8 protein-coding genes are annotated in these 13,550 nt (G+C 40.7%); 3 read left to right on the forward strand and 5 right to left on the reverse strand.

What is annotated here, in order from left to right; genetic code table 11:
• Positions 1 to 155: 155 nt before the first annotated feature.
• From J2Y03_RS19730 to J2Y03_RS19740, 3 genes are all read right to left on the reverse strand, one after another.
• Positions 156 to 4,271 carry a phosphodiester glycosidase family protein gene (locus J2Y03_RS19730; RefSeq protein ID WP_310197178.1) on the reverse strand — a complete coding sequence of 1,372 codons (4,116 nt, stop codon included), beginning with the start codon at positions 4,269 to 4,271 and terminating at the stop codon, positions 156 to 158.
• A 576-nt stretch (positions 4,272 to 4,847) separates the two neighbouring features.
• On the reverse strand, positions 4,848 to 4,976 hold the full coding sequence (locus J2Y03_RS19735) for a hypothetical protein (RefSeq protein WP_310197180.1): 129 nt from the start codon (positions 4,974 to 4,976) through the stop codon (positions 4,848 to 4,850).
• Positions 4,977 to 5,058: 82 nt separating this feature from the next.
• A complete protein-coding gene (locus J2Y03_RS19740; RefSeq protein ID WP_310197183.1) occupies positions 5,059 to 6,273 on the reverse strand; it encodes a helix-turn-helix domain-containing protein in 1,215 nt (404 codons plus the stop codon).
• A gap of 354 nt (positions 6,274 to 6,627) precedes the next feature.
• On the opposite strand from J2Y03_RS19740, the gene J2Y03_RS19745 reads away from it, so the two are divergent.
• Entirely contained in the window at positions 6,628 to 7,917 is a 1,290-nt protein-coding gene (locus tag J2Y03_RS19745; RefSeq protein ID WP_310197186.1) for an MFS transporter, read from the forward strand.
• Between the two features lie 98 nt (positions 7,918 to 8,015).
• Entirely contained in the window at positions 8,016 to 9,047 is a 1,032-nt protein-coding gene (locus tag J2Y03_RS19750) for an alpha/beta fold hydrolase (RefSeq protein ID WP_310197188.1), read from the forward strand.
• A 94-nt stretch (positions 9,048 to 9,141) separates the two neighbouring features.
• Here the strand turns inward: J2Y03_RS19750 and J2Y03_RS19755 are convergent, their stop codons facing one another.
• Entirely contained in the window at positions 9,142 to 9,657 is a 516-nt protein-coding gene (locus J2Y03_RS19755) for an indolepyruvate ferredoxin oxidoreductase subunit alpha (RefSeq protein WP_310197191.1), read from the reverse strand.
• Between the two features lie 592 nt (positions 9,658 to 10,249).
• Here J2Y03_RS19755 and J2Y03_RS19760 point away from each other — a divergent pair.
• Positions 10,250 to 10,447 (forward strand): hypothetical protein, encoded by a 198-nt coding sequence (locus J2Y03_RS19760; protein WP_310197193.1) that lies wholly within the window; start codon positions 10,250 to 10,252, stop codon positions 10,445 to 10,447.
• 110 nt (positions 10,448 to 10,557) lie between these two features.
• Here the strand turns inward: J2Y03_RS19760 and J2Y03_RS19765 are convergent, their stop codons facing one another.
• Positions 10,558 to 13,512 (reverse strand): sugar-binding domain-containing protein, encoded by a 2,955-nt coding sequence (locus J2Y03_RS19765; RefSeq protein WP_310197196.1) that lies wholly within the window; start codon positions 13,510 to 13,512, stop codon positions 10,558 to 10,560.
• Positions 13,513 to 13,550 lie beyond the last annotated feature (38 nt).

Below are 13,550 nucleotides of genomic sequence, written 5' to 3' on the forward strand. Positions count from 1 at the left end.
AGAATTTCACTGCTGTAATGGGAGATCTTTTTTATTTGAATGTTGTTTTGTTCATGAGACCTATTTTCTCAGATTTTTAAAAAAGAGAAAAGTGGAAACACTCTTTTTCAAGTGTCCTATCTATAAATACCGTATTATTGCCTGGTACTGTTTTTTTACTCTGTGAGTATCTCGCCTTCATCGAAGTAGTCTTCGTTTATGACGGTAAATTCATCGATTGTATCACCTTCTGAGGTGATGGTGGAGAAGGTGATTTGATCTTTGTCTACTTTTGCCTGCATGGAGACGGCGATATTATCCATGTTGACATAGTCAAATTTTTCATCTGCCACTGCGTCATAGTGTTTTTTACCGGTGGTACCAGCAACTACATAGACCGTACCATTCGGGTCTTCTTTGCCGTCCTTTAATTTCTTCGTTCTGCCGTAAGAATGGTCATGACCAGAGAAGACGATGTCAATTCCTAATTCATCCACAACTGGCGGTAGTTTTGCCTTCATGTTTTCATTTCCGCCAAACGGATTTGTGTAATATGGAGGCTTGTGTGTCACAAGGATTTTCCACGGTTTGTCGGAATTATTCATATCCTCTTTCAGCCACTCGAGCTGCTGGTTCAGAGTCTCGGCATCGCTTGTAAAGCCTAATACACTAATATGGATGTTATTGTAGTCAACCGAATATGTTCCGCCTTTGTCAGCTGCTGGTCCATTTTCGGGTGAGTTAAAAATCGACTTTGCTAAGTGTCCGTCGGCATCTCCCATGTACTCATGATTTCCTAGAGCCGCAACAAGGTCTGTGGAAAGAATTTTGTTATATTCACTCATGATTCCTAATGTTTCATCCCATTGTTTAAATTTCGCTGATTCATCAATCAGGTCTCCGACATGAATCATGAAGGCTAAGTCTTTTTTATTTAAATCACTAAGGATTTGATTGAAAAGACTTAAATCAGCAGGGGATTGGGTGTCACCTAGAACAGCAAATTCGAACGTTTGCTTTCTTTTTAATGTGCTGAATTCTTGTAGTTCTGACCAGTTTTCTCCGTCACCAACACGATAAACATAGGTAGTACCTTGTTGTAATTTAGTTAATGTTACTTCATTCACTCGAACGATTCCGTTTTTCGTAATATCCTGCTCACCAGAGAACACTTGGTTGCTAAAAGAACCAGTGACTGTTTCAAGTGAAAGCTCACCCTTCTTCTCGTAATCCTTCTTTCTAGCAACTTGAATAACGGTTTTGTCATTCGAGAGCGGACTCGACATCCAGGTGAAGCCTTTTCCTTTATACGGGTCGCCAGTTGGCGTTGAAATCACATTTTTAATTTCCTTTGCTGCAGCGAGGGAAGGGTATGTTTGTGTTTTCAATTTAAAAGAGTACTTGCCATCCTTTACTGCATACAAGGAAATTTTCTCGACTACATTGGTAATAGAATCGACACGAAGTGAACCATTTTCGTCTGTTTTTCCTAGTAAAACAGGCTCCTTGCTACCAGCGGTGATGGCGAAGACTTCCGCGCCACTGATTAATTCGCTATTTTTCACCGTAATCACAGCAGGCTTCCCAATTAATATCGGTTCTGCCACTATATCAAAGGCACCTTTGACCTCTACGCTCGTTGGTTCCATTGAAAAAGTGGTGACGAAGCTCGCTTCTTTCGGTGTAGAGTAGCTTAAGCTGGCTTCTGCTATTTCGTAACTCAGCTTGCTGCCTTCTTGTGTGGTTTCAGGAATTCGGACCTGAATGGTTACTGCGTCAACAGCAGTAGCTGTTTGACCGCCATTCACAAGATTTAATGAAAGAATGCCTGTTAATCGATCATAACCTGAAGTACTAGTGTCAAACCCATTTGAAAAAATAACATCTTCTACCGGAAAGTCTGGATCGAGCTGCAATTTAATGGCAGATTCAGTGATTTCCGCTGAATTCGTTGCTTTCACCACAAGCTCAAACACATCACCAAGCAAAGCTTGCTCTTGTTTTTTAGTGATTTCAACCTTTGCTGAACCAGTGTTCACGGTAAAATAGGCGGTTTTAATTGCTTGGTTTCCAAATTTATCAGGAACCATGAGTATTACTTTATGAGTCCCGTCAGCAAATTTTAGGCCGCTTAATGAGATAGAACCGTCCATATCATAGGAAAAATGACCTTCCTTTTTGGAAAAATCCTTTCCATCTATGAAAATACTAATTTTATCCCAGTCGATACCTGTTTTAAAAGGATCATCTTCATATTCATTCACGTTTGCTCTAACGTTAACCGCATTTGTGGTAAATTCTTGACCTTCTACGTTTATTGCTTGAATCACAGGAGGATTTAAATCATCGAATTTTTCACCATATACGGCTCTGATATTATCAATATAAATTGACCCTTTTGTCATTGGACCAGTGATTCCTGATTTTGTAGACATTAGTCGAACTGCTTGTGTCGCATGTAATTTGAATGGACCTGTAAAGCTGGCAGGTATTTCAGCCTCGATGTATTTCCAGCCTGTCCAATCAATCCCCGGTTTTTCCCCTGTAAGATTTATGCTTTGATTTTTGCCATTTCCATCGACAATCATCATCCGCAGCCAGTATCCTTGTGCTTCCGGCGTTCCATACACCCACATTCCAATGCTTGATGGATTATCGTTTATGGGGGTGTTCGCACCAGGCCCTGTATAAGCTCCAAGGGTGGTACCGGATTGTGCATTTGTTAAATCAAAATCCATTTTCAATGATTGACTGCCAAAACGAACAGGTGCTGGATATTTTGCTAGACTAAGTGAGACTTTTTCCCCGCGGTTAGCGGTGGATGTTTTCCAGGTTCCAAGATCTTTTTCAAAATCGAATAGGACTTCAGGAAGCTTTCCAACCGTCACCTTTATTTGGGCGGTGAGAGTGGAATCCTTCAAATGAGCTGTAATCATACCTGACACATTTTTATCTCCTGTGTGAAGCACACCCGATTCATCAATGGTTCCCATACCTTCAGGGATTTCAAACGTAATATCTTGTAAACTCCAGTCTACATTCCTTTTTTGAAATTTTGCTAGTAAGTTTAAGTTGGTTTCACTATTTCTAGCAACCGTCAATTCCGATGAGGTGAAAGACAATTCATCAGGCTTGGCTATTTCTGTGATGCTTTTGCCAACTTCCGTACCTTGATAGTTCAAGAGAACATGAAATTGACCTGTTTTGCCGTTTGAGGTAAATTTACCATTCTCATCAATGCTGCCGAAGGAGGAATCCGATAACGCCCACGATAGACCGGATGCTGGCAGATCGGCTGATGCCATTGATTTATCTCTTCCCTTGGCAGTGAATTGAATCGTAGCGCCAGGGGTATAGGATTGATCATACGATTCAATATGAGCAGCATGAAAAACATGATCAGATGGCTCTTTTGTAACAATCAGCCAAGAGTTCGCTACACTACGTTCCGAACGGTCTGATGGCTTGTTGTCTAACTCGAATTGATCTCCGCCTAGTTCACGAGATAGGAAGGTTGAAGAACCGCCGCCGTCAAGGTTTAAAGCATCGACTGCCCCTAAATCAATCATTAACTGCGCCAAATCAGGCATAGAAATTCCAGTAGAATACGGTTCTTGTCTTCCGTCAATCACCACAAAAAATACATCACCGTCTGCTTTAATCCCAACAGCAGTGCGCGGCTCTTTATCTGCGCCCGTTTGTGGAGTTTGATAGATTTGGCCATTTTTTACAAGGATAGCATTTCCGCCTAAAGCTTCTTGTAATTGATCTTTCATTGCATCATATTCAGCGGCGGAACCAATCACAGCTTCACCTGATTTGGTCATCCCAAAGAATCTCCAGGTCCCATTCTGAGCTTTTACAGCTTGTCCGTCTTTATAGACAATCCCATTCGGTTCACCTGTCGCCATATTATAAAAATCTGCGTTTACCGCAGCGACCACTTTATGGTTGTCCCCATTTGCGGCTTCGGCTTGCTTTCTAACGGACTGAAGTCCATAGGCGGTTCCGTCATTCGGCGTACCTGATTCAATCGAGACATTAGGATTATGTACATCTACATCTACTACAAAACTCTCAATCTTTTTTCCGTCTTTCCCTTCAAAACTGTAATGCTTTTCCTTCACACCAGGTGCAAGCTCTGCTTGATACAGGTTAATAGGAGTTTGAACAAGGGAAGAAGTTAAATCAAATGTACCTAAAGCAGATGTAAGGCCAGGTGAAATAATACTACTTGCCAGAGCGAATGATAGGGTAATCGGTAAAACCCTCTTTTTCCAAAATTGCCTCATAAAGCGCCTCCATTATTATGTTTGAAAAACCACGTTCACTTTATAATATTTAAAGATTGTTAATTTACTATTTAGTTAATGTTAAGAATTTCACAAAAGGTAAAAAACGGGATAAAGGACCTATGGATGGGAGGATGGATGTAGATTAAAAACGGTGCCTGTCACGCGCGGTGATACCTAAAAGGTATTCACCGCGCGTGGACAAATTGGACGTTTTGTCCGTCTGAGATGGACAATTAATCAGCAAAAAGCTGGGATGTAAGTATGGGGGGTTCCGAAGGCGGTATATTGTTTGATTGTAATGTGAATAAAAAGACAAATAAAGTATAGGCTCCTCCTTCGCCCAATACCGTGATAGCCACGCATGCTATCCCCTCTAATTACATAGTAACGTTGTATTGTTAATAGAATATGTCCAAGATGTTATAGACTTGTAAAGGTTTTATAAAGAAATCATGTCTCATTTATTGCTTTGCGGATTTTTTAACTTAAATTATTTTGCAAAAAGCAAAATAAAAGATGTAAGCCCTCCAAGTTTAGGCTTACATCTGATTATCGATTATTTTGTAGAATGTTTTAAATCTTCAGTCCGTGGCGCTCAAAGGCTGCTGCTTCAAGTATGGACATCCCTTGACTTTCAGCAAACTCAACAAGCTCGTCCGAAACCTTTGGGGCAAATTCCTTTGATGGCACAGCATAAGACATTTCTCTTGCGCGCGCCGCGTTATGGCGTTGGAATGATTTTAAAAGAGATAGTATTACTTTTGATTATTGCTGTTTTTAGGCTTCATGAATCCATTTCAATTGCCTCAAGGGTCTCTTTAACAAATTCCTTAAAAGGGGAATCGGGAAGAGTTTCGAAATTCTCTACAGCTATTTGGGCCGCTTGAAGAGCTTCTTCCCTTTCTCCAAGTTCTCTCAGGCAAAGTGCTATATAGGAATATCGAACATAAAAGAGTGCCAAATCAAACGGATGATGCGTGGTGGTTGGTGTCTCTACTTTTTCGAAATGAGTAATGGCATCCGTAAATTGCCCAAGACCGTATAGGGCTTTTCCTTTTTCAATAATATACAAATCCTCAACTACTTCCTTCACTTTTGGATCCGTTAAGTAATGGTCAATGATTTCAAGTGCCTTAGCATACTCCTGATTCAAAGTGTTCAGAGACATGACAGTAATAAGATCATGAATAAGAATAGATGGTAAATCATCCGCAAATTCTCCATATTGTTTTAGCTTCCGTAAGTACAACTCTTTGTTTTCTTCATCATTAAACATCAGAGCCTGTCCTGCACCAAGTCTGTATAAATCATTAATACGATAAAAGATTCGGTGCTCTTTTGAAAAATGAATGGCACTTTCCATCACCGCACTCGCTGCCTTATTGTCACCAATAGCAAAATGTAAAATCGCTTCATGATAATCAAAATCCACGCGTGTCATCGGGTCGATGTAGACATGGTTCAATTCAATCTCCGTTCGTTCCCTTACTAAAATCTCCAATGCCTTTGAATACTCATGTTGAATAAAATTCACCATTGAACGAAAAATTGCAATTTGTGCCCGGTTGGCTGTTAAATTCATCTTGTCATACATGGTTGCTGCCTGTTCAATCAATTCCTCCCAGCCAGCCAATTTTTCTTCGTAAAGACTGCGGGCATAGATATCCAACAAGCGTGCTGATTCATAGCCTTGTGTGAGTTTTTCTATGTAGGGTTCAATCAACGTTAGTAGTACTTTGTATTGTTCAGTAGATTTTTGATTATATAACTTTTCAGCCTGTTCAAGAATTCCCCTTACTTCCTGTGTGCTGATTTCCTCCAATAAATCAGTTACTTCAACGCCCAGCCTCTCAGCAACATAAGCCAAGCTTTCCATCGAAGGCTTCGCTTTATTGTTCTCGATGAGGCTGAGCATCCCTTTCGTCAGCCCTTCCCCTGCCAGTGCTTCAAGCGTCAGCTTTTTCTGCTTTCTTAATTTACGTATTCGGTCTCCTAACATGAATGGAGCCCCTCCTCCAAAATTACCATTTGTTTAATTATATTAAACTTACCCCTAATTTGGAAGATGCAAGCATCTCTTTTATTACCGAACTTCTAGTTCCTCCTGCTTTTCGGGCACAATTCTGCCTTGATTTTTACCCAATTCCCATTTCCCAGCACTTTTCGGGCATAATCATCAGCTGATTGTTACCCAAATTCCACTCCCTATCACCTTTCGGGCACAATCACATCTCATCTTAAAATTTGTTTAATTTAATTAAACTTACCTATTGATTTGGTAAAAACTTCATGTTATGCTTTGTTTAATTAAATTAAACTTTTTGAAAATATCCTAACGGAATGAGGAGATTTTATGAATAAATTGAAAAAGGCCACATACCATCTTTGGACTTTTACCATAAGCAAACTGATTGCATCCTTTGGTTCACAGGTTTATTCCTTTGCGATTAGTTTTTATATTTTACAGGCAACGGGATCTGCGAAAAGTTTTGCTTTGAATCTTATTTGCAATATACTTCCACGTACCCTCGCAGCACCATTTGCAGGCTATATCGTTGATAAATATCCACGGAAAAGAATCGCCATCATCTCACAAATCGCAACCACCTTAGCCATTGGCGGATTATTAATCGTCAGTATCACCTCTGGATTATCCTTAACCGCTATCTATATCACATCCTGCATTTTGTCCCTTACATCCATGTTTTCAAGCGTAGCGTTCACCTCGTCCATTACAGGTCTTGTGGACGAAGCAAGAATTCAAAAAGCCATGTCATTAAACCAAATGTCGATTTCTTTTGCGGCAATTGCCTCTCCAGCAGTTGGAGGATTATTGTATGGAGTGATTTCCATGCCGCTGTTCCTCATTTTCTATATGGCTGCTTCCAGTGTTGCCATTATTCTCGATACAACGATGAATTTCACTTTGTTTGTCACCCAAAAGGCGGATACATTTGAAAAAGCGAAAGAATCCATGTGGCAAGGAATGAAGGCAGGTGTATCCTATTTAAAATTACAGCCGATGTTAATGACCATTATCTGGATTGCATTGTTAGTTAATTTCCTATTCAGTGCCTATCAGGTTGGATATTCCTTTATTCTTATCGAAAAATTAAAAATGCTTTCCCAGCACTTTGGTTTTACAGAAGGCGCCTTTGCAGTTGGCATGCTGCTGTTATCGATTTACCTTTCCGTTCGGAAGGAGATAAAATTTCCGTTGCTGGTTTCAAAAAGGGGAATTATCCTCATGGGTGTCTTAATGGGAAGCACCACTTTACCTTTACTCTTCAAGATGTCTTATAACATCATGTTTGGATACTACATTCTTCTTCAATTTGTTTTAGGAGTGTGTATTGTTTTCGTCAATACCCCAACCCAAGTGATGATGCAAAAACAAATTGCTGACGAATTTAAGGGGCGTGTATTTTCCCTCGTTGAAACTGTTGCCATGGCTTTATCACCATTAGGAATGGTGATATATGGATTTCTGTACGATGTCTTCCCTGCCGAATGGATTTTGCTCCTGTCATCTGGATTATTTGTGAGTGTAGTCCTTACTCTTTTAAGACCATCTGTCATACGAAGGGTTCATCCGGAGCTTGCAGCGGAAAAAGTAGTGAAGAAAAATGCGGAAGCGTTCTAGATGATTGGGGTGTCTATGTGACTGGTTTTCCCGGTAATTCTAGAAATCAGTCACGTAGCCATCATCCTCTGGTTAAAATACAAGTAGAAGGGTGTTATATGAACAGGATGAAAAAATCAATAAAATTTATTGGAGTAGTTATTTTCATAGTACTAATGATAGGACTTTTTTCTCCCACATGGACTCAGCGCATAAAAGGTGAGAACAGTATTAGTGTATTGGAAAAAGTAGAGATAAATGGAAGTAATCACGAAATGATGATACGCGGCAATGATAAGGATAATCCAGTTATTATTGTTGTACATGGAGGACCTGGAACTCCAGAAATGCCGTATGCCGATCAATACCAAGACTTATTGGAAACCAATTTCACGATTGTTCATTACGATCAAAGAGCAAGCGGGAAATCCTATCATTTTTTTGAGGACTATTCTAATCTTTCAACAGATTTATTGGTAGAAGACTTATTGGCTTTAACGGATTATATTTCAGAACGTTTTGGTCATGAAAAGGTTATATTGATGGGCCATTCTTTTGGTACGTATATTGCAACCCAAGCTGCCTATCTAGCTCCTGAAAAATATGAAGCATATATTGGCATTGGGCAGATGAGTGATATAAGAGAAAGTGAGATTGATAGTTTGAACTACAGTATTGAACAGGCTCAAAAGGCAGGAAATACGGATGATGTTTTAAGTCTGCAAGGATTAACGGAGAAAATCGAAAATGGCGAAACGGTTGTCCCACGAAATTATGTTAGTAAATATGGTGGGAGTTCAAGGATGATTGATGACCTTGGTGATGATAACATAAGTGTTTTACTCAGCAGTGAGTATAACTTATTAGATGTATTCCGTTATAACGTTGGGATGGGCTATTCTCAAAAGATGTTGTTAAATGATCTATTAGAAAATCCATTACCTACTATCGTAACAAAACTTGATATTCCTTTCTATTTTGTTATGGGTAAATATGATTATATGACTTCATCTAATGTAGCAAAAGAATATTTTGATAGGATTGAAGCCGATAAAAAGGAATTTATTGCTTTTGAGCAATCCGCTCATTATCCACAATTTGAAGAGAAGGAAAAATTTTATGAATGGATGTCCGATACATTTATTAAATAAATATAATTGAACAAATATAGGGGTCCTTTGTTTAGTAAGAAAAAGAAGGTAAACTCAAAAACACCGCCTTCTCCTAATGAGAAGGCGGTGTTGATTATGCTTTACTGTGTAAATAACCAGCTTTCCTTCTTGCACAAACAGGGCATTTGTTATCATGCTTAGAAAGCGTTCTAAAGCTTGTATCACAACCCTCACATGTGTTTAAAAACGTTTCATGTGTGGTTGACAATGCTTTAGAAACCTGGTGGTTTATGGTAATAGCATTTTCCGGGCATGCATCACTGCACAGCTGATAATGCGAACATGCCTGTGGTGAAATCAGAAAAGCGTCATCCGCTATATTGAAACATTGCTTTGGACATAGTGCCTCACAAACACGACATAGGCTGCACTTTTTTGTATCAACCACCACAGTGTAAAATTGATAGTCTGGATAATAGCGCGCCAATTCCAAATTTGAATGATTGAATCTCCATTTTGCTGGGGTCACTTGTTTAACCAGTGATTTTCCCTCCTTGCCCCAAAGAGAAAATATTTCTCGCCTTGAACAGGAATCATTTTTTTCCAATTCTAACTTTTCATCTTGAATGGTAAAAGGAGCCATATCCATTTTTCGCAGGATAGAATTGGCATCTGAAATTTGCTCCTTCCAGTCATCACTTAACTTTTTTGAAACGTGCTTGCTTCTGGAGGTTTGTCCTCAAGACCGCTTATTGAGGACTAATCCTCTTGCTCTCATGCTGTGATTAGTCCTCAAGACCCCCTATTGAGGACTAATCACATGCTCGATCTCCAGCGGTTTGTACTCAAGACCCCTATTGAGGACTAATCACATGCTCGATCTCCAGCGGTTTGTACTCAAGACCCTCTATTGAGGACTAATCACATGCTCGATCTCCAGCGGTTTGTCCTCAAGACCCCCTATTGAGGACTAATCACATGCTCGAGCTCCAGCGGTTTGTCCTCAAGGCCCCTATTGAGGACCAATCCCATGCTCGAGCTCCAGCGGTTTGTCCTCAAGGCCCCCTTCTCAAAGATTAATCATAATAAGATTACCTATTTGAACGAACTACACCCCCAGCCCATGCTATTAGGGTATTCTTCCAATAACCTAGTAACTTTGCCCTGATTTATTCTTTTAACAAATACCTCACTCACTTCCGGAATAGAATTGAGTAATCCTAGAAAGGAGTGAGCAGACGATGAGTGTGTTGGATCGCAGCCCTTTTTTATATTTATTCTGTATCATCGCTGGTTTTGCCTTATTAAGAGTACCGTTAACAGGATTTTTCGCACCGCTTAGCCCGCTAGTCGTTCTTATTGGTATCCTAGCCATCCTTTTATTCTCCCTTGTCTTAATCATCCAGGGGTTACTGTCTTTAGCAGGAAAAAGAAGATAGTTTTATATGCATGCATCAAAAAGAGAGCGAATCCCTTCGCTCTCTTTTCCTTTTCAATGGCTATCCACGAGCAGCGCCTATCACCGTGTCCCGTTTCGCCGGAATCAGTGTTACCAAACTGCTTTTACAAAGACAATGTACGTGTTACAGTTGTTTTCATTAGTATGTTCCTGGTTTCCGCCAAGGGTTAAGGTGGTGCCGGCTTCGACTGTTTTTTCAAACACGGTATGTACTACACCATCTACGAGAATTTTTTCAAGTGTTTCTGAATATTCCTCTGTCAGCCAATCTGGTCGAATGAGCCGGTCATCATGTGCAACAGATACTTTCGATCGCTGAGTTACGGTAAAGTGGATAAGGTCTAACGCTTTATAGTTATTTTCGGTGTTCGCTACTTGAATATAATCACTGCCTATTAAACTCTCTGGCAGGGATTGGAACTCATTTCCTCGATCAAAGTAAATTTGATCACCATTCTGAACGTTAACCATTATGCCCCCAGGTTCGTATATACCTGAATAGGAAAAATCAGCAATCAGCAACGACCCTTCAGGTTCGATTTCATCTGCCACTAAGAGTTCGACTGGCCCATCACCAATTGCAGGCTCTTTCTCTAGCTCATATTCTGGTAAACCAGGAAGTTCAGAGGAAATTCCAGCTTCAAACGGTACAAAAATAGATTCAACGATAACCGAATCAGACGAAAGCCCCTCTATGAATCCTGAAACCTTAATCTTTCCTGGATTAAGTGTGGAACGGACGGCTACCCGATTGATACCAGCTTCAATATCTAAGTAAGTGTGATTGGTTGATGCTTCTTTGCCACTGTTATAGCCACCTCGCCAAATCGCTTCGCCTTCCAGCACAAAATCAATCCGACCTTCAAAAGTTGGAACGCGTTGACCCTCTTCATCCACCACTTCCGCATCGATTAAGACAATATCGGATCCATCTGCCTTTAGCCCCTCAGGACCTGTTATCGCTGTGAGCTTGACCGCTTGAGGTTTTCCTGCTGTTTTTTTGACCTGCTCAGCCACTATTTCATTACTTTGATTATACGCAACAGCCTTTATCGCCCCTGGCTCCCAACTGATATTTTCAAACGTAAACAAATAGGTTGAACTTCTCAAACCGAATCCTTTTGATATTCCGTTCACCAATAATTCAACACGTTCTGCATTAGATATGACGTAAATGTCCTTAACAGTTCCTTCCGGATAATTCCAATGACCAATGATATGGACTTGTGGATCCTCTCGGTAAATCGCCTTTGTGGCAAAAAAGGCTTCTTTTGGCAGCATGACACCATCGACTTGACCACTGACCCGAGACACTTCCGAATAGACGCGTCCATGACTAGTAGAATCTGAGAATATCCAGTTCGCGCCGCCACAATGGGCCCGATCACTAATTTTCTCAAAATGCTTGGCTTGATTTCGAGCGAATTCTTCCGATGTCAGATTATAGGCCGACCCAGGTGCTGTTTGGTAATCTTCGTATCCTGGCGTATATCGGTCCCATACCCGTCTGGCAGCTTCTTCCCGGTTATACTCACCCTCAATCACAGGCTTACCTTTCTTCTTCAACTCCCAGCTTCCTTCCGTACCAATGGAAACATCGATATAGTCCGCCATTATCAAATTACTTCGTCTGTGAGCATAAGCGCGCATGCCCATAGGATCCCAAGTATCGACGATGTCTTTTAACGTTTGTGCTTCTTTCTCAGGTACACTTTGGTTTCCACCTTCCCAAAGTAAAATCGAAGGACTATTACGATAATAAATCACCAAATCACGAAAGGCTTTCGATCTAATTTTATACGCGACATCGCTATACACACCGCCAACCGTACTGCCTTCCCCATCCACACCTGGCTGCAGCGTAATCAGACCGAATTGATCTGCGGCCTCGATATCCACTGGTGAACCTGCAGAATGTCCCCATCTAATAAAATTCCCGCCAGCCTCTTTCATTAATTGAAAAATAAAAGCATGCATCCAGTTGGGATAAGCGGTTCCTAAACCTGCCCATTCATTGGTGGGTCTTTGCCCCCAGCCTTTTAATTTCACCGGTTGACCATTGAGAAAGAATCCTTGATCATTGGTAAATTCGAACGTTCGAATTCCAAGTGGCGTATTATAGGAGTCTGCCACTTTTCCGTCCGTTTTGATTAAGGTTCTAACGGTATAGATATAAGGATAATCAGTTGACCACCTATGTGGATTGGCCAGTTGCCCCGTTATCCGAAATACGAACTTTTCCTCTGCCGCTAACTCCCTGCTTTCATTCACCGTAAGTACCACTTTGCCGTCACGGTCCATCACTTCCGCCAAAAATTCAACCTTTTTTGAAGTGGGATACTCATTGATTACTTCTGCTTCAACCGCCACATTGGCAGATTCTCGCTCAATGTCAAATGCATAGACATACGTACCTTGCGTTTTTAAGAAACTGTATAATGGCAGGGTGATGTGCAGTTTATCCTTTATATGAAGATAAACATTTCTGTAAATCCCGCCATGTGTGGGATGCCAATGGGAATCATGCCAGCTAAGGACATCCGCTTCGGTACCTTCCGCGATATAGGGAAACGTGTTATCCACCATGACGGCAAGCACATTTTCCTCTTCACCAAAATGTAAAAATGGAGTTAAATCGTAGCCAAATGGAATAAAACCATTTTCACTTTTCCCTTCCAGTTTGGCACCGTTTATGTACACATCGGCAGCTTGGCGAACTCCTTCAAATTCGATGAAAACCTTTTTGTCCACATATTTTTGATCTAGTTTAAAACCCTTCCTGTACCAGGTCTTCCCAGTAAACATCCCTCGTTCGCCATTATGACCGCCTTCCATAAAATTATCGAACGTATCCACGTCATTAAACGTATGTGGAGTGCTGACGATTGACCAATTTGAATCATCAAACTCTGGAAGTTGTGCAGCTGCCACCGCTTCCTCCTGCCAAAATTTCCATTCAGAATTAAAATTTAATTTAGCAGAATTTTCTGCTAGGAAAGATTCATTTTGTTCGAGCATGACTGTTCCATTCTTTCTTTCTATCATAACTACATCCCCACCTAGTTCTCTAACTTTTAAAGCTT

The sequence above is a fragment of the Neobacillus niacini genome, assembly GCF_031457145.1.
Classification (GTDB): Bacteria; Bacillota; Bacilli; order Bacillales; family Cytobacillaceae; genus Neobacillus; species Neobacillus niacini_J.